Origin of the sequence: Xenorhabdus sp. PB61.4, assembly GCF_963894935.1 — a bacterium.
Taxonomy (GTDB): Bacteria; Pseudomonadota; Gammaproteobacteria; order Enterobacterales; family Enterobacteriaceae; genus Xenorhabdus; species Xenorhabdus stockiae.
In genome coordinates this window covers 12,996-36,956 of the sequence record NZ_CAWQJR010000046.1, presented here as the reverse complement: position 1 = coordinate 36,956, position 23,961 = coordinate 12,996, and the positions used below count along the sequence as shown (strand labels likewise).

Here is a 23,961-nt window from a genome sequence, read left to right as displayed (position 1 = left end):
ATTAGTTATTAATTAATCACCAATCAATGCAGCGTTGGTTTTTCGTTTTTGGTATTGCCTGCTTTTTTAGGTGTCGCCAGTGCGATGTAGCAGAGTTGCACTGCAACACGAACATATTCCAGTACTTCTTCCAGTGCCTGAGCTAACTCTTCCTGATCTTCGCTTTCGTCATATCCCAGCATCCCTATATTACGTAAATCCGTAATAACTTCCTGAATTTCTTTTCTTTCTGTTAACTTAGGATCAGCTACGCCTATCCCTAACAAGAAGTGGTTTACCCAACCTGCCAACGCATCGGCACATGCAAAAACACCCTCTTCATCATCAGGAAGCAATAAATTAAAGTGAAAATTACTGTCATCCAATGACTCGAAGGTTGTTTCATACAATTCTCTGATTGGCTGCGCGAGGATCTGTGAAAATGCCAGACCATCATTGGCAAGATCATGAACAAGAGCCTGCCAGCTACTGTCGTGATTTCCACCACACAGTAACCCGCTGATTAAACCGTGCATTTCCGCAGCAGTTAAAGCGACGGACTGTTGATGCAAAATTTCATCAAATGACTGATAATTAGGTAATGAGTTTTGTATAGACATGTATATTGATCATCGTTGGCGATATAAGTTCATGCTATGCTACCATCAAGGGGAGTCGCTATACCAGACAACATAATCAGGTTGTTTTTTGGTATTGCACGGTAATGATTGGTGTCGGCCTTACTTTTATACCAGAATATGTTTTTACACCCTTTATTTTTCCAGATTACCGCAACTCTGGAAAGATAAAGGGTGTATGTCAAAATTAAGGTATCGGCACAGTAATAAATCAGGAAGGTGTCATGTCTGCACAACCAGTAGATATTCAGATTTTTGGGCGGTCATTACGTGTCAATTGTCCACCAGAGCAGATAGAAGCATTGCAGGCTGCTGCGGATGAACTTGATCAGCGTTTGCATAACCTCAAAGAACGCACCAGAGTGACTAACACTGAGCAACTGGTTTTTATTGTGGCGCTGAATATCTGTCACGAGTTGGCACAGGAAAAAATGAAAACCCGTGATTACGCCTATAATATGGAACAAAAAATTAAAATGCTTCAGCAGACGATTGAGCAGGCACTGTTAGAGCAAGGTAACAAAAGTTAGGGCAAAGTTACAAAAGTCCGAAATTAACCAGCTTTATATCGTCAGTAGACTTATCCTTGTTTAGAAATCAGGCAGTAGTCACGATAGATGAACATAAGCAGTTGCTTTCTCCATTTAGTTCCATACAATAGGCTACATGATATTACTTAAGACTAAATGGGTAGGTTCTGATTGTAGATTCCTGGCTAATTAGTTTAAAGTAATAAAAAATTTCTCTGAGGTGTTCGTGAGCGGGGATGTCCCCTGAGCCGATATTTCATATCTGATAGAATGTGGTGCTCCGTTTCTTGTGAGCATGCTTGGCTAGTCCAAGAAGCCTAATAGGGGCGACACCATGTTCACCTTGAACCAAGGGTTCAAGGGTTACCACCTGCAGCGGCATCTTGGAGAACCCTATCTATCTGTTTTGTATCCTTTTCTGCACTACTTTAATAGGCAGGTACTATGCAATCAGATTCCTTTTTCTCTCTTCGAAAAAGCATCAGACAAGACATTCGTCAACTACGTAAAAACCTCTCCCCTGAACAACAATTGCGATTCGCCCTACAGGCCGCTGAGCGGGTTATGGAACATCCTAAAATCCTGCAAGCAAAAAAAATTGCCTTGTATCTCTCTTTTGATGGTGAACTAGATACACGCCCGTTGATTCAGCAACTCTGGCAACAAAATAAACAGGTCTATTTGCCGGTATTACACCCTTTCAGTCGGAATCATTTGCTGTTTCTTCGTTATCAGCCTGACACTCCTCTCATCCGGAATCAATTCAGGATAGAAGAACCGCCACTGGATATCCGGCAGGTTTTACCTGTTTCTGAGCTGGATATTATGTTTATTCCGCTCGTTGCTTTTGATCGTAGCGGGCAGCGCTTAGGGATGGGCGGAGGTTTCTACGACAGGACGCTTGCCAAATGGCAACAGCAAAACTTTTATCCAATTGGGTTAGCACATAATTTTCAACTGGTTGACTCATTACCCAGCGCAAGTTGGGATATTCCTTTACCTGAAATAATCACTCCAGAAAAAACATGGCGCTGGGTATAACCGCTGAAAATTATTTATTCTTAAATTTCAATGCGTAAGGGCTATAATAATAGCCCTTATATCATTTTAGTTAGTAAAGCATACGAGAGCGAATAGTACCAGGCAAAGCTTTTAGCTGTTGCAGGACTAATTCCGCCTGAGCCGGATTTTGCGTCATAATATCGATAACAACATAACCCATATCACCTTCAGTGCGCAGATATTGTGCCTCAATATTGATTTCCTGATCGGTGAAAACCTGGTTAATGCTGGTTAAGATACCCGGACGATTTTCGTGGATATGCAATAACCGATTGGTATCCTTCGCATGCAGAGGCAATGAAACTTCCGGGAAGTTTACTGCGGATAATGTAGAACCATTATCAGAATATTTAACCAGTTTACCTGCAACTTCATAACCGATGTTCTGTTGTGCTTCTTGCGTAGAACCACCGATATGAGGCGTCAGCAATACGTTGTCAAATTTGATTAGCGGTGAGACAAAAGGTTCGCTGTTTGTTGCCGGCTCTTCAGGGAAGACATCAATCGCAGCACCAGAAAGGTGCCCGATTTCCAGCGCTTCAGTCAGTGCAGGAATATCGATCACAGTACCACGTGATGCATTGATCAAAATCGAGCCCGGTTTCATCAGTTCTAATTCTGCCGCCCCAATCATGTTTTTGGTTGAATGAGTTTCAGGGACATGCAGACTGATAACATCACTCATATTTAGCAATTCCGATAAGTGATGAACCTGCTGAGCATTGCCCAGTGGTAGTTTGTGTTCCAAATCATAGAAATAAACATTAAGGCCGATACTTTCAGCCAAAACACTTAGCTGTGAGCCGATATGACCGTAGCCAATAATGCCCAGTTTTTTACCACGTGCTTCATAGCAGCCCGCTGCCTGTTTATTCCATATACCTTTATGAGCTTTTGCATTAGCTTCAGGAACCCGGCGCAACAGCAGCAACAGCTGCCCTAATACCATTTCAGCCACTGAGCGCGTATTAGAGAATGGGGCGTTGAATACGGGAATACCGCGTTTTGCTGCTGCGTTCAAATCAACCTGATTAGTACCGATGCAGAAACACCCGACTGCCACCAGCTTTTCAGCCGCCTCAAAAATTTCTTCAGTTAACTGAGTACGGGAACGGATCCCAACAAATTTAGCATCACGGATGGCTTCTTTCAGCTCTTCCGGCTCTAATGCCCCTTTATGATATTCAATATTGCTGTACCCTGCTGCCCGCAGATTGTCGACTGTGCTTTGATGAACACCTTCCAGCAGCAGAAACTTAATTTTTTCCTTTTCTAAAGATACCTTAACCATTTACCCGCCCTAGTTGTACTAACTTTCATAATGCCGATAGATTTCACTAAAATAACAAAAAAAACGTTAACAGCAATATAATCGTTTGCCTGTAAAACAGCATAAGAAACAGTAAAAAAGTTGTTACGCAAAGTAAAGGGTTTCGTTACAAGGTAAAATCAGGATTTTGAGGAAGATTTAATCAATAATACAATATATATATCTGAATTTTATTTTTTGAATAAGTCAGAAAATTTTTTAAGGGCAGAATATTCTGCCCTTCGCAAGCGGTTACTCTGTAATCGTTTTCACTCCGTTAGAACTGCCAACCAGTACGACATTCGCGCCACGATTAGCAAACAGGCCTACCGTTACTACTCCTGCAATCGCATTAATTTTATTTTCTAACTCGATAGGATTCAGAATGGCAAGATTGTGAACATCTAAAATAACGTTACCATTATCAGTGATAACATTCTGACGATAAACCGGCGTTCCTCCGAGTTTTACCAGCTCACGGGCAACGTAAGATCGAGCCATCGGGATAACTTCCACAGGTAACGGGAATTTACCCAACACGTCAACCTGTTTGGATTCATCAATAATACAAATGAATTTCTTTGCTACCGCAGCAATGATCTTCTCTCTGGTCAGTGCCGCACCACCACCTTTAATCATCTGCATTTGAGCATTAATTTCGTCAGCTCCGTCAACATAAATGTCTAAAGAGTCAACTTCATTACAGTCAAACACAGGGATGCCAAGACTTTTCAATTTCTCAGTTGATGCTTCTGAGCTGGATACCGCACCTTCGATTTGATCTTTCATTGTCCCCAGCGCATCAATAAAATGAGATGCCGTTGAACCGGTACCAACTCCCACAACTGTTCCCGGTTTAACATATTCCAGCGCTGCCCAGCCTACCGCTTTTTTCAGTTCATCCTGTGTCATATCAATCACTGCCTATAATCAATTACAAGAAAAATCCAGCCGCCAGTATAAACAATATTTTATCTTACCCTGTGAAAAAATATGGCATAGTGCTACCTAGACCGAAAAATATTTTGGGCACACAATATCATTCTATAATAAATACCATTCCAGAATAATCGAAGAGTTAATGACAAACGGAGAGCCTGATTTTCAATGAAACGTCCTGATTACCGATCCTTACAGGCGTTAGACGCCGTGATCCGCGAACGCGGCTTCGAACGTGCAGCCCAAAAGCTTTGTATTACTCAATCCGCCGTGTCCCAGCGTATCAAGCAATTAGAAAACTTATTTGGTCAACCACTCTTAGTGCGTACTGTTCCGCCCCGTCCTACAGAGCAGGGACAGAAATTGCTGGCGTTATTACATCAGGTGGAATTACTCGAAGCACAATGGCTCGGTGATGAGAATGGCAATGAAACTCCCCTGTTACTTTCTCTTGCGGTCAATGCAGATAGTCTGGCTACCTGGCTTTTACCGGCACTCCATCCGGTGCTTTCTGATTTACCCATCAGGCTCAATATTCAGGTGGAAGATGAAACCCGGACACAGGAAAGCCTGAGACGCGGGGAAGTTGTCGGAGCCATCAGTATTCAGTCACAACCACTGCCAAGCTGTCTGGTGGATAAATTAGGCGCTCTCGATTATCTCTTCGTCGCTTCTCCTAAATTTGCTGATCGCTTTTTCCCTAATGGAGTGACACGCTCTGCCTTATTGAAAGCACCAGCGGTTGCATTTGACCATCTGGATGATATGCATCAGGCCTTTTTACAGCAGTACTTTGATTTATCTCCGGGTAGTGTGCCCTGCCATATCGTTAACTCATCTGAAGCCTTTGTTCAATTAGCAAAACAAGGCACGACATGCTGTATGATCCCTCATTTACAAATTGACAGAGAACTAAAAGCAAGTGAATTAGTTGATTTAACACCCGGGCTGTACCAGCGCCGTATGCTTTACTGGCACCGGTTTGCCCCAGAAAGCAGTGCAATGAGAAAAGTCACTGACGCCCTGTTAAAACTTGGGCGCCAGATGTTACGTCAGGAAGATGAGATTAATTAACGCTGTAATTCAAAAACTGCATCAACGTGATCAGAAAACTCTATGCTTTGTGGTTCATAAGTTTCATCTGCTGAATCCCCTGCTGGTGCAGCTGCCATCTGAGTTGTCCTTAATTGCAGTCTGTTCATTGGATAAGGTACAGCTTCAGGGGGACGATAAGTGACACTATATACAGCACCTAACTTACTGTTAAAGCCTTTTGCCAGTTCAGTTGCCTGTTGAATCGCATTTGCGATCGCTTTCTGTCTGGCTTCACTACGATATAGCTGAGGATCAGCAACGCTGAATTGCACAGAATTAATTTCATTCAGTCCTGCTTTCAAAGCTCCATCCAGCAACGGATTCAGTTGATCCAATTTATGTACTTTGACTTCAACTGAGCGAGATGCGCTATACCCTATAATGGTCGATTTACCATTTTTCTGATCATATTGATATTCTGGCTGAGTCCGGATATTGGCCGCATTAATATCCTTTTTATCGATACCACTCGCCTTCAAAAAATCAAAATACTTGGCAACACGTGCATCAACTTTATGCTTGGCCTCGGTCGCGCTTTTCTGGCTCACTTTGACATGAATCATCAGAGTTGCCATATCCGGGGCTGCTTTGATTGTTGCACTACCAGAAGTAGATATATGTGGAACAGATGGTAATTCCGCCGCTGAAACTGACATACTGCCTACAGCCAGCATAACAGCAAATATCAGTGAGTTACGTTTCACTAAAACCTCCTTTCGGATATACCCACCCTCTTTCAAGCCACTGTTAACTCGAAACAAACTGGATATACAGCAAATAAATAAGCATTTTGGTCAGACTCTAATAACCTGTAACAGTCTAATAGGCTAGAAGATCCCAATAGACAGTATGACAAGCAATTTTCAGAAACATTAGCACACTATTTATAAAGAATTGTTTAAATTATAAAGAATTGTTTCAGTTAATTAAAAATCTGTAATCCCTGCTTCAATAAATTCCATGCGATATACCACATTACACATCCCACAAACAGATTAATGATGCGTTGAGAACGCGGTTGATTAAGGACTGGAGAAAACCACGCGGCGAGTATCGCCAATGCGAAAAACCAACTGATAGAGGCAGTCACTGCACCGATGGTAAACCACGGCCTCAACTCAGCTGATAATCTACCTCCAATGCTACCTAATACAACAAAGGTATCCAGATAAACATGAGGATTCAGCCAGGTGACTGCAAATAATGTCACAATAATCCGCCAGCGGCTTTGAACAACCACATCTTTATTGGACAGTGAAAAATCCGCAAATAATGCGACCCGAAAAGCCCCCCATCCATACCATAAGAGGAATGCAACGCCTCCCCATGTCACCGCCTGTAACAGAAAAGTAGATTGCCCAAGTAGGGCACTTCCACCAAAGATCCCAGCCATAATCAGAATCATGTCACTGATGGCACATAATGCGGCACTCATCAGATGAAATTGTTTTTTACTGCCCTGCTGCATCACAAAAACATTTTGGGGTCCAAGTGGGATGATCATTGCAGCACTAAGAAAAAAGCCCTGAATTAACGTCGAAAACATGCAGAAATTCCTAATAATTATTCAATAAAATGAGGTCTATCTGCATATTAGGCAAACACATTCATTAGTAAAAATTAATTATTCTTATTCATCATTAATAAAATTAATAAATCACTGAGCAGGTAAACAGTCCGCCTGATTATTTCCTTCCGCATGTGACGGACGGTTGAAGTATACCATGCTACATATAGCCCTTGATTAAGGGGGGATAGAGACATACTCTTCCCCTCGCGGTTTATTTTTATTTGAACATGAACGCAGCTGCCAAGCTAAAAAACATTTTTTTCACTTTTATTCTTATTTCAATTACCGAAATGTTTTCCTTTTCTAAATAAAAATAAAGAGCTTCCTATGAAAAATATCACAAAAGTTTCATTAATTAGCCTGCTTATTTCGAATAGCGCTTTTGCCGCAAATTATGTCCTGACCAACGACAATATTAAGATCTCGTTTGAAGAGCCTAAGTCTGTCGTTACGATTCAGGATAAACCGTTCCACCGCCAGATCACATCACAGGAACTCTTTTTCCTAACACTGCCAAATCAAGATGTGATTCATACCGCTGATTTTAAAATCAAACATATAGAACAACGGGATAACGCAATTAAGATTGATTATTCCCACAAGGATTTTAACGTCACCGTCGTACTGAGCATGCTGAAAAAGAAATATGCCAGCATTAATTACACTATCACTGCGGTAGGTAAACCCAGAGAAATTACTAACATCACCTTCTTCCCAACTAAGCAGCAATCTCCGGCACCTTATATTGATGGCGAAATCAACAGCTCACCAATCATTGCCAACCCATTTGTCATTCTGCCCAAAAAACCTTTTGTGAATACCAATGTCCATGAAGCAAGCAGTAGCCTGAACGTCGAGCTGAAAATGGCTATCCAGCCTAAAATTCCGCTCAGCTATACTCTCTTCCTTGGCACCTTTCCGGAAACCAATCAACTACGCCGCAGTGTTAACCAACTGATCAACACACTGCGACCACGTCCATATAAACCCTATCTACACTACAATAGCTGGATGGATATAGGCTTTGGCTCCGCCTACACCGAACAAGATGTATTGAAACGGATAGATGAATGGAATAAAGAATTCATTACCGGACGTGGTGTGAAGCTTGATGCCTTTCTACTGGATGATGGCTGGGATGACCTCACTGGCAGATGGCTGTTTAGCCCTGCCTTCAGCCATTTCGATACCATTAGAAACAAAGCAGCCAGCCTGCACAGTTCAATAGGTTTGTGGCTTTCCCCATGGGGTGGCTATGGTGAATCAGGCAAAACCCGCGTCTCGCATGCCAAAGAATATGGTTTTGAAACAGCTAATGGAGGGTTCGCTCTCTCTGGTCCAAATTATTTCAAAAGCTTTAACGCCCAAGTTCTTAACCTCATCAAAAATGAACACATTACTTCCTTCAAGCTGGACGGTATGGGTAATGCCAATTCGCATATTAAAGGTAGCCCGTTTGCTTCCGATTTCGATGCCTCGATTGCCCTCATTAATAATATGCGAGCGGCTAACAAGGATCTGTTCATCAACCTGACAACCGGCACCACTGCCAGCCCTTCCTGGCTGTTCTACGCCGATTCTATCTGGCGTCAGGGTTCTGATATCAATTTAGACGGTAAAGGTTCGCCAGCTCAGAAGTGGGTCACTTACCGTGATGCAGAGACTTATCGCTCGATTGTGAAAAAGAGTCCGTTATTACCACTTAATTCATTGATGTACCACGGCATCGTCAGCGCGAAAAGCTCCTATGATGGACTGGAGAAGGTACAAACGGATGGTGATTTCGCCGATCAGGTCTGGAGCTACTTCGCCACCGGTTCACAGCTACAAGAGCTATATATCACACCGTCTATGCTGAATAAGGCCAAATGGGATACGCTGGAGAAAGCGGCTAAGTGGTCACGGAGCAATTCAGATGTACTGATAGATAGCCACTGGATAGGCGGCGATCCCCATGCACTGAAAATTTACGGCTGGGCATCATGGAATAAACGTAAAGCAATTCTCGGTCTTCGCAATCCGTCAGATAAAGAACAAACATATTATCTGGATATGGCAAAAGACTTTGAAATCCCGAGAGGAGAAACCTCGCATTTCAGACTAATCCCCGTATACGACAATAACTCCACTGTACCGGAAAACTATACCAAAGCTGTCACCGTGACACTAAAACCGCTGGAAATGCTTGTATTTGAAGCCGTACCTATGAAGTAAGCAACACCGACTTCTCTGATTAAAAATTTAAATGCCGTTTAAGCAAACTCTGACTTGGTGTGAGTGTATCTATTTCTCACACCAAGTATTTCTTACATCAAAATTTTTGGTTAATTGTCTGTGTTCTTCTGCAAAGCAATCTGTTGCTGATGAAGATAAACATCCATTTGTGGGAAAGGAATACCAATCTTATGTTTATCTAAAGCTCGCTTGAAGTTTTCCATCAGATCCCAATAAACACTCCAGGCATCACCATTGGTTGTCCATACACGTACAATAAAATTAAGTGATGAAGGTGCCATTTCATGCAACCGAATAGTTACACCTTTGTCATGCTGGATACGGTTATCCGCTTGAATAACATCACCCAATACTTTTTTAACTTCATCAATATCTGCGTCATATGCCACACCGACCATAATCTGAGTACGGCGGTTTGGTTCACGGCTGGTATTGATTATATTATTTGTAATAATCTTTCCATTAGGGATAACAATGATACGATCATCTGCCGTACGTAATGTTGTAGAGAAAATCTGCACCTGTACGACCGTCCCTTCCACTGACCCAATGATGACATACTCACCAACACGAAGCGGGCGGAAAATAACCAGCAGCACACCTGCCGCAAAATTTGATAATGAGCCCTGTAATGCCAGACCAACAGCCAAACCGGCGGCACCAATAACCGCAATAACAGATGCAGTCTGGATCCCTAACCTTCCGAGAACGGCAATGATAGTAAACGCGATAATGGCATAACGAATTATGGCTGATAAAAAGTCAGAAATAGTCGTATCAACACCACGTAACGACATAACGCGTTTCACTGCCTTACATGCCAGCTTGGCAATAGACAGACCGACTATCAGAATTAAAATGGCAAATACGATATTCATTGCATACTGGATCAGTATTTCTTGATTATTGACCAGCCAATGTGTTGCTTTATCTATCTCACCGGACAGATTGATCTCTTCCATAAAAGCCTACCTTTTTTTGTTGGAACCTATCTACATGAACACGAAAGCGATGGAATAGAAATTATGGCAGAAAGCAGCATGGATTGAACATAACCACTTACCCTTTATTTTTTTGCAAAACAAAATCTCTATAATTTGCCAGCATATCGATAAAATCATCTGTACCGCAAAATGCCAGACTTTCGTTATCGTAGTAACTCATTCCCTCTTCCATTTCTTCAGTATCAAACTGGAGTTGATTGGCTCTTATCATGATTTCTTCTTCATTCATTAACAGTGTGTATTCATGACCGTTCAATTGCCACTGGCGTGCACTGCCTTTTATTTCTATCAGCGCTGAGGTTATTTTCTCTAATATGCTCAAATCGTCTTTCACCTCCTCATTAAGCCAATGGCCAATAGCTTCATGATCCATTGAAAAACGAGCTGTAACCTGACCAGTGATATCCTGCATAAATTCATATTCCATCACATACCTCCACATTTTACTTATCTCAATCACATCCGGATTTTAAACATTTCCGATGCTCCCACCTCAGAGCCAGCCCACAAACTGACACAAAATCTGCCGCAAAAATCAGGCACAAAAAAGGGAGGCATGTGCCTCCCTTATTCATTCAGCAATATACTTTTTTATACGGCAGTTTGGAAGATAACATCATCCGCTTTTTCAGTATACTCGTTCAACTGATCAAAATTGAGGTAGCGGTAAGTATCTGCTGCGGTTTCATCAACTTTCTCCATGAATTGCAGATACTCTTCCGGCGTTGGCAGACGCCCCAGTAATGAAGCCACAGCCGCCAGTTCCGCAGATGCAAGATAAACATTAGCTCCTGCACCTAAACGGTTCGGGAAGTTACGTGTTGAAGTAGAAACCACCGTAGCACCATCAGCAACCCGGGCCTGGTTACCCATACACAATGAACAACCCGGAATTTCGATACGCGCCCCACTCTTACCAAAGACACTGTAATAGCCTTCTTCGGTCAATTGAGCCGCATCCATTTTAGTTGGCGGAGCAACCCACAGACGAGTTGGTAACTGACCTTTATGCTGATCGAGTAACTTACCGGCAGCACGGAAGTGACCAATGTTTGTCATACAGGAGCCGATAAACACTTCATCGATTTTGCTGTTAGCAACATCTGATAACAAGCGGGCATCATCCGGATCATTGGGTGCACACAAAATAGGCTCTTTGATCTCAGCCAGATCAATCTCAATCACTGCGGCATATTCTGCATCTGTATCCGCCTCGAGTAACTGAGGATCTTTCAGCCAGTTTTCCATACCAATAATACGGCGTTCCAGCGTCCGGCGATCGCCGTAACCTTCTGCAATCATCCATTTCAACAGAATAATGTTGGATTGCAGGTATTCAATAATCGGTGACTTATCCAGTTTTATCGTACAGCCCGCAGCAGAACGTTCGGCAGATGCATCTGCCAGTTCAAATGCCTGCTCAACTTTGAGTTCTGGCAAACCTTCAATTTCCAGAATACGGCCAGAGAAAATATTTTTCTTACCTTTTTTCTCTACGGTTAATAAACCTTGCTGGATCGCATAGTAAGGAATGGCATGAACCAGATCACGCAAAGTGATACCCGGTTGCATTTTCCCTTTAAAACGCACTAATACAGATTCCGGCATGTCCAACGGCATAACTCCCGTTGCCGCTGCAAATGCAACCAAACCAGAACCCGCAGGGAAAGAAATACCAATAGGGAAACGGGTGTGAGAGTCACCGCCTGTACCTACGGTATCCGGCAGTAACATACGATTCAGCCATGAATGGATAATGCCATCACCCGGGCGCAGAGATACGCCGCCACGGTTCATGATGAAGTCAGGTAATGTATGATGGGTCGTCACATCAACAGGTTTTGGATAAGCAGCAGTATGGCAGAATGACTGCATGACCAGATCCGCGGAGAAGCCCAGACAGGCCAAATCTTTCAACTCATCACGGGTCATTGGCCCGGTTGTATCCTGCGAACCAACAGAGGTCATCTTCGGTTCACAATATTCTCCCGGACGGATCCCGGTAGTACCACAGGCACGGCCAACCATTTTCTGCGCCAGTGTGAAACCGCGGTTACTTTTCTCAACAGTTTTTGCCTGACGGAAAACATCACTGTATGGTAACCCTAAAGATTCGCGGGCTTTGGTTGTCAGGCCACGACCTATAATTAATGGAATTCGGCCTCCGGCACGTACTTCATCAATCAGTACATCTGTTTTCAGTTCAAAAGTTGACAATACTTCATTGGTATCATGAAGGCGGATCTCACCTTTATATGGGTAGATATCAATTACATCTCCCATATTCAGTCGGGATACATCAACTTCAACCGGCAATGCGCCAGCATCTTCCATCGTGTTGAAGAAGATTGGAGCAATTTTTCCACCCAATACAACGCCGCCGCCACGTTTATTCGGCACAAACGGGATATCTTCCCCCATAAACCACAAAACAGAGTTTGTAGCAGATTTACGGGAAGAACCGGTTCCCACAACATCCCCTACATAGGCCAGAGGATGACCTTTTTCATTGAGTTCTTCAATTTGCTTGATTGGGCCAACAACGCCAGCCTGATCAGGCACGATACCTTCACGGGAATTTTTCAGCATTGCTAACGCATGTAATGGAATATCGGGGCGTGACCACGCATCTGGTGCAGGAGAAAGATCATCCGTATTAGTTTCACCAGTGACCTTGAAGACCGTAGCAGTAATTTTCTCAGCCAGTGCCGGACGTTGCAGGAACCATTCTGCATCTGCCCATGACTGGATAATTTGTTTGGCATGTGGATTACCTGCTTTCGCTTTTTCTTCCACATCATAGAAACTGTCGAACATCAGTAAAGTGTGAGACAGAGCCTTAGCGGCAATGGGTGCCAGTTTTTCATCATCGAGAGCGTCAATCAGAGCATGGATATTGTACCCACCCTGCATGGTTCCCAATAATTCAATCGCTTTTTCCGGTGTAATAAGTGGTGAAGTCGTTTCACTCTTCGAGATTGCAGCAAGAAAGCCCGCTTTTACATAAGCAGCTTCATCAACACCGGGGGGAACTCGGTTCGTCAACAGATCTAGCAGGAAATCTTCTTCACCTTGAGGTGGGTTCTTCAGTAATTCGACCAGCGCGGCTGCTTGAGCTGCGTCTAATGGCTTAGGGACGATGCCTTGCTCGGCACGTTCGGCTACGTGCCTACGGTATTCTTCTAGCACGACTAACTCCTCGCTCTCATTGTCTTTTATATGCCCGGCTGTCTGCACCCGGTAACGATCACCATGAAATGACCATTAGGGATGCCAGGTCAGAGGATTTGCTCACATAACATCAAAATTATGCCGAGCTTCGGGCAATTAGCATACCAAAATTTGAATGGCATGTTAATTCATTCACATAAAATCAACATTGGAGTGCAGTAAAGTTCTGGATAGAGGTGCATAAAGCGTGTATTTAAGATTTAAATACTATTTGTTGATGTTTTGTCCTGAAAACCTCTTATCTCTATTTATATTTATGAAAATAATTAGATGAGGAAAACAGCAGACTCTCCATGCAAGAGCTAATTAACAACAAAATAAATAAGAAACGGCTCCTATAATAGAAGCCGCCTATATTCACTGCAAAAATAACGCAAAATCTAATGCATTATTTCTTTTTCTTTGCCTTAGGGTTTGGCAAGTCAGTGATGCTGCCTTCGTACATTTCAGCAGCCATACCGATTGATTCGTACAGAGTCGGGTGAGCGTGAACAGTCAGAGCGATATCTTCTGCATCACAACCCATCTCGATAGCCAGACCGATTTCACCCAGCAGTTCGCCACCGTTAGTACCAACAATAGCGCCACCGATGATACGGTTACTTTCTTTATCGAAAATCAGTTTAGTCATACCATCTGAACAATCAGATGCGATTGCACGACCGGAAGCAGCCCATGGGAAAGTTGCAGTTTCGTAACTGATGCCTTTCTCTTTCGCTTCTTTCTCAGTCAGACCAACCCATGCAACTTCTGGCTCGGTGTAAGCAATGGATGGGATCACTTTTGGATCGAAATAATGTTTCTTACCGGAGATAACTTCAGCAGCAACATGGCCTTCATGAACACCTTTGTGTGCCAGCATTGGCTGACCAACGATGTCACCGATAGCGAAGATATGAGGTACGTTAGTACGCATTTGCTTATCAACATTGATAAAGCCACGCTCATCAACAGCAACACCTGCCTGACCAGCATCGATCAGTTTACCGTTTGGTACACGGCCGATAGCAACCAGAACCGCGTCATAACGCTGAGGTTCTGCCGGTGCTTTTTTACCTTCCATTGTCACGTAGATACCATCTTCTTTGGCTTCTACAGCAGTCACTTTGGTTTCCAGCATCAGATTGAATTTCTTGCTGATACGCTTAGTGAATACTTTAACAACGTCTTTGTCCGCAGCAGGGATAACCTGATCGAACATTTCAACCACGTCAATCTGAGAACCCAGAGCGTGATAAACAGTGCCCATTTCCAGACCGATGATACCGCCGCCCATAACCAGCATGCGTTCCGGAACTGTTTTCAGCTCCAGCGCATCAGTAGAATCCCATACGCGAGGGTCATCATGCGGAATGAATGGCAGCTGAATTGGGCGTGAACCCGCTGCAATAATGGCATTATCAAAATTAATCGTTGTTGCGCCATTCTCGCCTTCAACTACCAGAGTGTTAGCACCTGTGAATTTACCAACACCGTTAACAACGTTAACTTTACGGCCCTTAGCCATGCCACCCAGACCACCTGTCAACTGGGAAATAACTTTTTCTTTCCAGAGACGGATTTTATCGATATCAGTTTGTGGCTCACCAAACACGATACCGTGTTGTGCCAGCGCTTTTGCTTCTTCAATTACTTTAGCAACGTGAAGCAATGCTTTAGATGGGATACAACCAACGTTAAGGCAAACACCACCCAGAGTAGAGTAGCGCTCAACCAGAACGGTATCCAAACCTAAGTCTGCACAACGAAAAGCAGCAGAATACCCTGCTGGGCCTGCTCCAAGCACCACTACCTGGGCTTTAATTTCAGTACTCATCATGACCTCTTAATTGTTTGTCCGGCGGGTCAGACGAAAAAAAACCATATTCCACCGGGACGTACACACCGCGAGCAGTTTACAGAATTGTAAATAACCTGAAAAGCGCGTTAACGTGACGGAAATCTCAACCTGTCAGATACAAGTATAAAATTTCCATCACTGTCGTAATTATTAGGCCGGCTATTCACCGGCCTTTGCATTACATCACCAGACGGCGAATATCGCTCATCAACTGATTAATATAAGTGATGAAACGAGCACCATCAGCTCCATCGATCACACGGTGGTCGAAAGACAGAGACATAGGCAGGATCAGACGAGGAACGAATTCCTTGCCATTCCAGACCGGCTTCATAGAAGAACGGGACAGACCCATAATCGCAACTTCTGGCGCGTTCACGATTGGTGCAAAGCCGGTTGTACCGATACCACCCAGGCTGGAAATGGTGAAGCAGCCGCCCTGCATGTCGGAAGCAGTCAGTTTACCAGCACGAGCTTTCTTAGATACTTCCGCCAGTTCTCTTGACAGTTCCATGATGCCTTTTTTGTTAACATCTTTGAATACAGGAACAACCAGACCGTTAGGTGTATCAACCGCAATACCGATGTTGACGTATTTTTTCAGGATCAGCTTTTGGCCATCTTCAGAGATAGAGCTGTTAAAGCGAGGCATTGCTTCCAGTGCTTTCGCAGCCGCTTTCATGACGAATACCAGCGGAGTGATTTTCACACCCAGCTGTTTCTTCTCTGCTTCTTTGTTTTGCTGTTTACGGAATTCTTCAACTTCAGTGATATCCGCTTCATCGAACAGGTTAACGTGAGGGATCATTACCCAGTTACGGCTCAGGTTTGCACCGGAGATTTTCTGGATACGGCTCATTTCAACTTCTTCGATTTCACCAAACTTGCTGAAATCAACTTTCGGCCAAGGCAGCATACCAGGTAAGCCACCGCCCGCAGCCGCTGGTGCCGCTTCAGCGCGCTTGATCGCATCTTTCACATAAGCCTGAACGTCTTCGCGCAGGATACGACCTTTACGACCAGTACCTTTAACTTTAGCAAGGTTTACACCGAATTCACGAGCCAGACGGCGAATAACCGGAGTTGCATGAACGTAGGCGTCATTTTCTGCAAACTCATTTTTGCCTTCTGCTGGCTTAGCCGCAGCCGGAGCTGGTGCTGCTTTCGCCGGTGCAGCCGCAGGAGCCGGAGCCGCTGTAGGTGCTGCCACAGGTGCTGCGCCTGCAACTTCAAATACCATGATCAGAGAGCCAGTTTTTACTTTATCACCAACCGCGATTTTGATCTCTTTCACAGTACCTGCGAATGGCGCAGGCACTTCCATGGAAGCCTTGTCACCTTCAACAGTGATCAGTGACTGCTCTTCAGCAATGGTGTCACCCACTTTAACCATGATTTCGGTAACTTCAACTTCATCACCACCGATATCCGGTACATTAACTTCTTTTGCCGCAGATGCCGCAGGCGCTGCTGCTGGAGCAGGAGCTGCTGCCGGAGCTGGCGCTGCACCAGAACCCGCGACTTCAAATACCATGATCAGAGAGCCGGTTTTCACTTTATCGCCAACCGCAATTTTGATCTCTTTCACAGTACCTGAGAATGGCGCAGGCACTTCCATAGAAGCCTTGTCACCTTCAACAGTCAGCAGAGATTGCTCTTCAGTGATGGTATCACCGACTTTTACCATGATTTCGGTAACTTCAACTTCATCACCACCGATATCCGGTACAGTAACTTCTTTGCTTTCAGCTGCAACAGGCGCTGCTGCCGGAGCTGCTTCCTGCTGTACAGGTGCTGCTTCTGCTGCACCAGTTGCGGATTCAAAGATCATAATCAGTTTGCCGGTTTCAACTTTGTCACCAACTGTAACTTTGATCTCTTTAACCACACCCGCCTGTGGAGAAGGAACTTCCATAGAAGCCTTGTCACCTTCAACAGTGATCAGTGACTGTTCTACTTCTACTGTGTCACCAACTTTCACCAGAATCTCGGTAACTTCAACTTCATCTGCACCAATATCAGGCACGTTAATTTCGATAGACATTAATCTTTACCTCTTATGCCAGACGTGGGTTAACTTTTTCTGGGTTGATGCTGTATTTTTTGATGGCTTCTTCAACCACTTTCACATCAACTTCGCCACGTTTAGCCAATTCACCCAGAGCAGCAACAACCACGTAAGAAGCATCAACTTCAAAGTGGTGACGCAGGTTTTCACGGCTGTCAGAACGACCGAAGCCGTCAGTACCCAGTACGCGGAATTCGCTTGCTGGTACAAAGTTACGAACCTGCTCAGCAAACAGCTTCATGTAATCGGTAGAAGCAACTGCTGGTGCTTCGTTCATGATCTGAGCGATATAAGGAACGCGTGGTTCTTCTGATGGGTGCAGCATGTTCCAACGCTCACAATCCTGACCATCACGAGCCAGTTCAGTGAAGGAAGTTACGCTATAAACGTCAGAAGCAACACCGTACTCGTCAGACAGGATCTTAGCTGCTTCACGAACGTGACGCAGGATAGAACCGGAGCCCAACAACTGAACTTTACCTTTCGCGCCTTCCATGCTTTCCAGTTTATAGATACCTTTACGGATACCTTCTTCAGCACCTTCCGGCATTGCTGGCATGTGGTAGTTTTCGTTCAGAGTGGTGATGTAGTAGTAGATGTTTTCTTGTTTCTCACCATACATACGCTCCAGACCGTCATGCATGATAACAGCCACTTCATAAGCGAACGCTGGATCATAAGAGATACAGTTAGGAATAGTCAGAGACTGAATATGGCTATGACCATCTTCGTGTTGCAGACCTTCACCGTTCAGAGTCGTACGACCGGAAGTACCACCAACCAGGAAGCCGCGAGCCTGCTGATCACCAGCAGCCCAGCACAAATCACCAATACGCTGGAATCCGAACATGGAGTAGTAGATGTAGAACGGGATCATCGGCAGGTTATTGGTGCTGTAAGAAGTTGCAGCCGCCAGCCAAGATGATGCCGCACCCAGTTCGTTGATACCTTCCTGCAGGATCTGACCTTTAGCGTCTTCTTTATAGTATGCAACCTGCTCACGGTCCTGCGGGGTATACTGCTGACCATTCGGGCTGTAGATACCGATCTGACGGAACAGACCTTCCATACCGAAAGTACGCGCTTCGTCAGCAATGATTGGAACCAGACGATCTTTGATAGACTTGTTCTTCAGCATTACGTTCAGGGCACGAACGAAAGCGATAGTGGTAGAAATTTCTTTGGATTGCTCTTCCAGCAGAGAGTTGAACTCTTCCAGTGCCGGGATTTCCAGTTTGTCGTCGAAGTTAACACGACGGCTTGGCAGGTAACCACCCAGTGCATTACGACGCTCATGCAGATATTTAGCTTCTTCTGAGTCTTTGTCGAAAGTCACGTATTGCAGGTTTTCAACTTGCTCATCAGATGCAGGCACATTGAAACGATCACGGAACTGGCGAACGCCTTCCATGTTCATTTTCTTAACCTGATGAGCAATGTTTTTACCTTCAGCGGTATCACCCATGCCGTAACCTTTAACGGTCTGAGCCAGGATTACAGTTGGTTGGCCTTTCGTTTCCTGCGCTTTATTCAGTGCAGCGTAAACTTTCTTAGGATCATGACCACCACGGTTCAGAGCCCAAATCTCGTCATCAGTCATATCTTTGACCAATTCCGCAGTTTCTGGGTAACGACCGAAGAAGTGTTTACGGACATAAGCACCATCTTTAGACTTGAATGTCTGATAGTCGCCGTCCAGAGTTTCGTTCATCAGCTGAACCAGTTTACCGCTGGTATCTTTACGCAGCAGTGCATCCCAACGCTCGCCCCACAGGACTTTCAGTACCTGCCAGCCAGCGCCTGCGAAGATGCCTTCCAGTTCATTAACAATTTTACCGTTACCAGTTACTGGGCCATCCAGACGCTGTAAGTTACAGTTGATGATAAATACCAGGTTGTCCAGTTTTTCACGGGTTGCGATAGTGATCGCACCTTTGGATTCTGGCTCATCCATCTCACCGTCGCCCAGGAAAGCATAAACGGTTTGTTTAGACGTATCTTTCAGACCACGGTTTTCCAGATACTTCAGGAATTTAGCCTGATAAATTGCAGAGATTGGGCCCAGACCCATTGAAACAGTCGGGAACTGCCAGAAGTCAGGCATCAGTTTAGGGTGCGGATAAGAAGACAGACCGTTACCACCGATTTCCTGACGGAAGTTGTTCATCTGCTCTTCAGTCAGGCGACCTTCAAGGAATGCACGAGCATAAACGCCCGGAGAAATGTGGCCCTGGAAGTAAACCAAGTCGCCGCCATCATTATCATTACGAGCGCGGAAGAAATGGTTAAAGCAAACTTCATAAACAGTAGCGGAAGACTGGAATGAAGCCATGTGACCGCCCAGCTCCAAATCTTTCTTGGATGCACGCAGAACAGTCATGATGGCATTCCAGCGAATTGCAGAACGAATACGGCGCTCCAAATCCAGATTACCAGGGTAAGCCGGCTCATCCTCAACCGGAATAGTGTTGATGTAATCACGGCTTGCAGTACCAGCTGCTACACTAACACCACCTTTACGTGCTTCGTTCAAAACCTGATCAATCAGGAATTGAGCGCGTTCAACACCTTCTTCACGGATGACCGATTCGATCGCCTGTAACCAGTCGCGAGTTTCGATCGGATCCACGTCATTTTTCAAAATATCTGACATGGTGTGTTCCTTATCTGTTATCTATTTCTAATGGTTGTTTTGGAGCCTATCTTCTGGTCATACCCTTTGACATTCAGTCAGTCATGACCGGAAGATAGGCCCTGCTATATGTTGCCGCTAAAACTCTTCAAAAAGAGCATAACGACTGTACAGACGCAGCAGCCAGGATCTGCACAGTCAATTTAGGTCCTACCCCATTTGGGAGTTGTTTTAATCCATGACGCCCCGGAGGATAGGCTCTTATTCCTGATGTTGTTGGAGCCGTCTCTGTGAGCGCTCACGACGAGTATGCTCACGAGTCAGATCCAATAAAACTTCTTCAATGAAAGACAAATGACGATGCGAAGCTTCACGGGCTTTTTCCGGTTCTTTCGCCATTATCGCGTGAAAAATCGCTGCCCTATGGTCACTCACTGCCGCCAGCATTTCTTTACGGGTATAAATGAACTCGAAATTGCGCCGGATATTTTGTTCCAGCATCGGGATCATACAACGCAGTAAATGCAGCAAAACCACATTATGTGCTGCTTCTGTGACAATAAGTTGATATTGCAGAACTGCATCAGATTCCGCACCAATATTCCCGCTTTGCTGTGCTTCCTGAATCGCGAGATGGCTTTCCTTAATGCGTTTAAAATCTTCATCTGTTCCTCTGAGCGCCGCATAATAAGCTGCGATACCTTCCAGCGCATGACGTGCTTCGAGGAGATCAAATTGTGATTCCTGATTCTCTGCAATAAGTTGGGCGAGCGGGTCACTGAAACTTTGCCAGAGATTATTCTGTACAAAAGTTCCTCCACCCTGACGACGGAAAAGAAACCCTTTGGCTTCTAGTTTTTGAATGGCTTCGCGCAATGAAGGACGTGATACCTCAAACTGCTTCGCCAGCTCACGCTCAGGCGGCAGCTTTTCCCCGGGGCGCAACGAGCCCTCGAGAATGAGGTTTTCCAGACGCTGCTCAATCACATCTGATAACTTTGGTTGGCGAATTTTGCTATAAGCCATATCTGCTGTAAGCCATTCAGTAAGTAAGTGTTACTTTGAACAATTTATGGTTGAACTATACCCCTATACCCTGTTTAACAGAGTATTCAGACTAACCTTCAGTTGATCGACCTCATTCAATTAACCTCGCTTAGCCGGGATTTAGTCAATTGGTAATACCAATTTAGAATACAGGCCATAAAGTAACAAAGTATTCACTAGCTGTCTATAAAGACCTTGGGCTAAATCATAAAAACCTGCAAATTTTAACAAATTATTTTAATTTTTATCAGAAAATTATAACCAAATGGGATTTTTAGTCAGTAAAACAGGTAGGAGTGGTAAAGATACAGATTAAATTCATTAGTCATTGTTATAATTTATTTAATATATTGATTCTTTTGTTTATTTGTTATTTAAATTTATACATTACTATTTAACTTACACAATATAGTGAAAAATTAAGCGTTATAGTGCTTGTTACTTATCATGACAGCACCATTATTAAGTTATTAACAGAACTTAATTTAAAATAGTTAATCACAAAAATATATTAAATATTTTACTGTGTAACCAATCTACCGTGCAGATTTCATACTGAATCGTTTTATTACAGTTGTAGACAAGATAGCAGTGGCAAACCAATGCAGTGGCAGTAACAAGTAGTCAAAAACACATATAAAACACGTTAAATACAATACCCCTCCCTTCAGGAATAACAAAAATATTATGGACATTTCTTAAGTGGTTAATTTAAGTGCCAACTCAGGGAATATTCTAACGTTTCAGGATGAATATATACCCAATAGATTTCGAGTTGAGTCACGTCGGCAAATGCAAATAGAGTCGGTTATCAGTAACATAGCGAACTATGTATATCTAACTGAAAAACCAGCCAACGCAGAAGTTACTCTAAAGATTAAGGGTATACTCAGGCTAATTTGATATATACCAACATATTTCAAGTTGTCTAACTGGGGTCAATGATGCCCATTAGCAGTATCACTAGCCGGAAGCTACAACCTGAAAAAATGAACGGTATAAAAATCCTTTTAAAGTAATTCCCGCCAGATGTCACATATAGACACAGGCGGGATTTTTTTATGCTAGCGCCCCATAAATCGTCAACAGTGCGACAATAATCACAATGGTAAATGTTGCTTTTTTCGCAATTTTTACTGCAGCAAGGGGGCTATTCAAAAGATCTAAATGAGGTTCCTTGCTCAATGCAAATTGAGCCAATTGACTGACCACTTTATATTGTGATGTCCGCAAATCACTCAGTGATGCAATCCAGGCCGGTAACGCTTTTTCCCCATGCCCTAGCAAAGCATAAGCAATACCCGCCAAACGTGCTGGTACCCAATCCAAACAATTTAATAGCGCATCAACCCCGGATTGCGCACGCTGCACAGAAGTTCTGCATTGCACCAACCATCTTTGATAAGCTCTCAGGAAACAATATCCCATTAAAATGGCCGGACCAAACTCGCCCATAACAACTAACCAGAAAATCGGGGCAAGATAATAGCGGAAATTTATCCAGATCAATGCGTTCTGTATTTCACGCAATCGATCATCTTTTGTCATCTCAGCCGGGTTCTGTTGCCTTATGAGTAAATTTGTAAGATGAATATTCTGTTGCTCTAAATCACCAGTGCGTACAGAACGGAGATATTCACGATAACTATGGCGCAAAGAGCCGGCACCAATACATAACAAGCTAATCATGATGCATAACAGGATCGCAGGGATACCAAAAGCAATAACACTCAGTACATCAATAATTTTCCAGGTCAAAAAAGCAACCACAAATGCCATCACTAAACTGACCCACAGTGAATATACTTTTACTCTGGCAAAAAAAGGAGACAGATAATGTTCTAACTGCCAGTGATCTCCCATCTTAAAAATGCGTTCCCATGCCAGTATTAACAATAGAATAAAGAGAGTCATCCAACTCGCTCCTTTAATAGCTGCCGATACTGTTCCCAGTAAAAATAAGGCCCTGGGTCAGTTTTCCTGCCCGGAGCAATATCACTGTGACCTGTAATATTATTACGGATATCAGGATAATGACTGATAAGTAACTCAGTCACCTCAGCCAGCTTAGTGTACTGAATTTCAGTAAATGGCTCGTAATCTGTACCTTCTAACTCAATGCCTATTGAAAAATCATTGCACGTTTCCCGCTCACAATAACAGGAAACCCCTGCATGCCAGGCTCTTTTGTCGAAAGGAACATATTGCACAACTTCACCATCACGACGAATCAAACAGTGCGCAGAAACCCTTAATCCTTTTATTTCCTGAAAGAAAGGGGCTTCATTCGGATCTAACGTCCCCATAAATAGCTGATCAATATACGGCCCGCCAAACTTACCGGGCGGTAAACTAATGTTATGTATAACCAATAATGATGGGATTTCCCCTGCTGGACGCAGATCATAATGCGGTGAAATCACCTTTCTGGCATCAACAATCCACCCTTCATGCAACCTCATACCCTAGATTCCTCCATCTTTCAAAACCTATTGAGTATATACCCTATGAATTTCAAGATGCAGCCAAAGTGTAACAGGTTGGGTTTTTCAATCGAGGAGTATTTTTGTTCATATTTTCATTTGCGAGCAAGCTCGAAAACTTCCTGGTATAAAATGTAATTAATAATTATTTTCTTTGAATCGCTTCCATAAATTTCATTTATCTTATTTTATTTTTTAAGAAAACCTTCATTCTAACTGGCATCAGCAAATAATAAATATCATGCTTCTATTTTAAAAAATAATAGAGCCATGTAGAGATCGAATAAAAAACACAAAAT

The 23,961-nt window shown here is 43.7% G+C and carries 18 protein-coding genes and 1 other RNA gene; 5 read left to right on the top strand and 14 right to left on the bottom strand.

From position 1 onward, the window contains the following. Positions 1 to 23: 23 nt before the first annotated feature. Positions 24 to 599 carry a YecA/YgfB family protein gene (locus tag AACX68_RS03840; protein WP_228858405.1) on the bottom strand — a complete coding sequence of 192 codons (576 nt, stop codon included), beginning with the start codon at positions 597 to 599 and terminating at the stop codon, positions 24 to 26. A 242-nt stretch (positions 600 to 841) separates the two neighbouring features. On the opposite strand from AACX68_RS03840, the gene zapA reads away from it, so the two are divergent. The 3 genes from zapA (at position 842) to AACX68_RS03825 (ending at position 2,188) form a co-directional block, all read left to right on the top strand. After that, the gene (zapA, locus tag AACX68_RS03835) at positions 842 to 1,147 is read left to right on the top strand and encodes a cell division protein ZapA (RefSeq protein ID WP_086955933.1); all 306 of its coding nucleotides are present in this window, start codon (positions 842 to 844) and stop codon (positions 1,145 to 1,147) included. Between the two features lie 209 nt (positions 1,148 to 1,356). After that, positions 1,357 to 1,541: non-coding RNA, 6S RNA (ssrS, locus tag AACX68_RS03830), on the top strand. 50 nt (positions 1,542 to 1,591) lie between these two features. Further along, positions 1,592 to 2,188: a 5-formyltetrahydrofolate cyclo-ligase gene (locus AACX68_RS03825; protein WP_099111389.1), complete on the top strand. Its 597-nt coding sequence runs from the start codon at positions 1,592 to 1,594 to the stop codon at positions 2,186 to 2,188. Positions 2,189 to 2,258: 70 nt separating this feature from the next. On the opposite strand, the gene serA is transcribed toward AACX68_RS03825, so the two are convergent. Together serA and rpiA are read right to left on the bottom strand one after the other, a co-directional pair. Continuing rightward, a complete protein-coding gene (serA, locus tag AACX68_RS03820) occupies positions 2,259 to 3,500 on the bottom strand; it encodes a phosphoglycerate dehydrogenase (RefSeq protein WP_228858404.1) in 1,242 nt (413 codons plus the stop codon). Positions 3,501 to 3,770: 270 nt separating this feature from the next. After that, the gene (gene rpiA, locus AACX68_RS03815) at positions 3,771 to 4,430 is read right to left on the bottom strand and encodes a ribose-5-phosphate isomerase RpiA (RefSeq protein ID WP_228858403.1); all 660 of its coding nucleotides are present in this window, start codon (positions 4,428 to 4,430) and stop codon (positions 3,771 to 3,773) included. A 195-nt stretch (positions 4,431 to 4,625) separates the two neighbouring features. Between rpiA and AACX68_RS03810 the strand changes: the two genes are divergently transcribed. Next, entirely contained in the window at positions 4,626 to 5,531 is a 906-nt protein-coding gene (locus AACX68_RS03810; RefSeq protein WP_228858402.1) for a LysR family transcriptional regulator ArgP, read from the top strand. Here AACX68_RS03810 and AACX68_RS03805 read toward each other — a convergent pair. Both AACX68_RS03805 and argO read right to left on the bottom strand, forming a co-directional pair. Further along, a complete protein-coding gene (locus AACX68_RS03805; protein ID WP_228858401.1) occupies positions 5,528 to 6,256 on the bottom strand; it encodes an oxidative stress defense protein in 729 nt (242 codons plus the stop codon). The genes AACX68_RS03810 and AACX68_RS03805 overlap by 4 nt on opposite strands. A gap of 218 nt (positions 6,257 to 6,474) precedes the next feature. Continuing rightward, entirely contained in the window at positions 6,475 to 7,098 is a 624-nt protein-coding gene (gene argO / locus AACX68_RS03800; protein ID WP_228858400.1) for an arginine exporter ArgO, read from the bottom strand. Positions 7,099 to 7,449: 351 nt separating this feature from the next. Here argO and AACX68_RS03795 point away from each other — a divergent pair, with 351 nt between their 5' ends. Continuing rightward, positions 7,450 to 9,336 carry an enterotoxin gene (locus AACX68_RS03795; RefSeq protein WP_228858399.1) on the top strand — a complete coding sequence of 629 codons (1,887 nt, stop codon included), beginning with the start codon at positions 7,450 to 7,452 and terminating at the stop codon, positions 9,334 to 9,336. 110 nt (positions 9,337 to 9,446) lie between these two features. Here AACX68_RS03795 and mscS read toward each other — a convergent pair whose 3' ends face one another. The 9 genes from mscS to ampD all read right to left on the bottom strand — a co-directional run bounded on the left by mscS (position 9,447) and on the right by ampD (position 23,641). Next, positions 9,447 to 10,319, bottom strand: coding sequence for a small-conductance mechanosensitive channel MscS (mscS, locus tag AACX68_RS03790; RefSeq protein ID WP_099121376.1), 873 nt, complete (start codon positions 10,317 to 10,319; stop codon positions 9,447 to 9,449). Positions 10,320 to 10,416: 97 nt separating this feature from the next. Further along, entirely contained in the window at positions 10,417 to 10,788 is a 372-nt protein-coding gene (locus AACX68_RS03785) for a YacL family protein (protein WP_228858398.1), read from the bottom strand. Between the two features lie 164 nt (positions 10,789 to 10,952). Then, positions 10,953 to 13,550 (bottom strand): bifunctional aconitate hydratase 2/2-methylisocitrate dehydratase, encoded by a 2,598-nt coding sequence (gene acnB, locus AACX68_RS03780; RefSeq protein WP_228858397.1) that lies wholly within the window; start codon positions 13,548 to 13,550, stop codon positions 10,953 to 10,955. Between the two features lie 430 nt (positions 13,551 to 13,980). Further along, entirely contained in the window at positions 13,981 to 15,408 is a 1,428-nt protein-coding gene (gene lpdA, locus AACX68_RS03775; RefSeq protein WP_099121379.1) for a dihydrolipoyl dehydrogenase, read from the bottom strand. A gap of 202 nt (positions 15,409 to 15,610) precedes the next feature. Next, positions 15,611 to 17,476: a pyruvate dehydrogenase complex dihydrolipoyllysine-residue acetyltransferase gene (aceF, locus tag AACX68_RS03770; protein WP_228858396.1), complete on the bottom strand. Its 1,866-nt coding sequence runs from the start codon at positions 17,474 to 17,476 to the stop codon at positions 15,611 to 15,613. A 13-nt stretch (positions 17,477 to 17,489) separates the two neighbouring features. Further along, the gene (aceE, locus tag AACX68_RS03765) at positions 17,490 to 20,153 is read right to left on the bottom strand and encodes a pyruvate dehydrogenase (acetyl-transferring), homodimeric type (RefSeq protein WP_099125297.1); all 2,664 of its coding nucleotides are present in this window, start codon (positions 20,151 to 20,153) and stop codon (positions 17,490 to 17,492) included. Between the two features lie 240 nt (positions 20,154 to 20,393). Further along, positions 20,394 to 21,158: a pyruvate dehydrogenase complex transcriptional repressor PdhR gene (gene pdhR, locus AACX68_RS03760; RefSeq protein WP_228858395.1), complete on the bottom strand. Its 765-nt coding sequence runs from the start codon at positions 21,156 to 21,158 to the stop codon at positions 20,394 to 20,396. A 1,080-nt stretch (positions 21,159 to 22,238) separates the two neighbouring features. Continuing rightward, a complete protein-coding gene (ampE, locus tag AACX68_RS03755; RefSeq protein ID WP_228858394.1) occupies positions 22,239 to 23,093 on the bottom strand; it encodes a beta-lactamase regulator AmpE in 855 nt (284 codons plus the stop codon). Next, positions 23,090 to 23,641: a 1,6-anhydro-N-acetylmuramyl-L-alanine amidase AmpD gene (ampD, locus tag AACX68_RS03750; protein WP_228858393.1), complete on the bottom strand. Its 552-nt coding sequence runs from the start codon at positions 23,639 to 23,641 to the stop codon at positions 23,090 to 23,092. Before ampD ends, ampE begins: the two co-directional genes overlap by 4 nt. Between the last annotated feature and the right edge of the window lie 320 nt (positions 23,642 to 23,961).

What these genes read in the sequence shown, in the direction of transcription:
- AACX68_RS03840 (WP_228858405.1), bottom strand. Translation starts at nt 599, where the DNA reads ATGTCTATACAAAACTCATTACCTAATTATCAGTCATTTGATGAAATT.
- zapA (WP_086955933.1), top strand. Translation starts at nt 842, where the DNA reads ATGTCTGCACAACCAGTAGATATTCAGATTTTTGGGCGGTCATTACGT.
- AACX68_RS03825 (WP_099111389.1), top strand. Translation starts at nt 1,592, where the DNA reads ATGCAATCAGATTCCTTTTTCTCTCTTCGAAAAAGCATCAGACAAGAC.
- serA (WP_228858404.1), bottom strand. Translation starts at nt 3,500, where the DNA reads ATGGTTAAGGTATCTTTAGAAAAGGAAAAAATTAAGTTTCTGCTGCTG.
- rpiA (WP_228858403.1), bottom strand. Translation starts at nt 4,430, where the DNA reads ATGACACAGGATGAACTGAAAAAAGCGGTAGGCTGGGCAGCGCTGGAA.
- AACX68_RS03810 (WP_228858402.1), top strand. Translation starts at nt 4,626, where the DNA reads ATGAAACGTCCTGATTACCGATCCTTACAGGCGTTAGACGCCGTGATC.
- argO (WP_228858400.1), bottom strand. Translation starts at nt 7,098, where the DNA reads ATGTTTTCGACGTTAATTCAGGGCTTTTTTCTTAGTGCTGCAATGATC.
- AACX68_RS03795 (WP_228858399.1), top strand. Translation starts at nt 7,450, where the DNA reads ATGAAAAATATCACAAAAGTTTCATTAATTAGCCTGCTTATTTCGAAT.
- mscS (WP_099121376.1), bottom strand. Translation starts at nt 10,319, where the DNA reads ATGGAAGAGATCAATCTGTCCGGTGAGATAGATAAAGCAACACATTGG.
- AACX68_RS03785 (WP_228858398.1), bottom strand. Translation starts at nt 10,788, where the DNA reads ATGGAATATGAATTTATGCAGGATATCACTGGTCAGGTTACAGCTCGT.
- lpdA (WP_099121379.1), bottom strand. Translation starts at nt 15,408, where the DNA reads ATGAGTACTGAAATTAAAGCCCAGGTAGTGGTGCTTGGAGCAGGCCCA.
- aceF (WP_228858396.1), bottom strand. Translation starts at nt 17,476, where the DNA reads ATGTCTATCGAAATTAACGTGCCTGATATTGGTGCAGATGAAGTTGAA.
- aceE (WP_099125297.1), bottom strand. Translation starts at nt 20,153, where the DNA reads ATGTCAGATATTTTGAAAAATGACGTGGATCCGATCGAAACTCGCGAC.
- pdhR (WP_228858395.1), bottom strand. Translation starts at nt 21,158, where the DNA reads ATGGCTTATAGCAAAATTCGCCAACCAAAGTTATCAGATGTGATTGAG.
- ampE (WP_228858394.1), bottom strand. Translation starts at nt 23,093, where the DNA reads ATGACTCTCTTTATTCTATTGTTAATACTGGCATGGGAACGCATTTTT.
- ampD (WP_228858393.1), bottom strand. Translation starts at nt 23,641, where the DNA reads ATGAGGTTGCATGAAGGGTGGATTGTTGATGCCAGAAAGGTGATTTCA.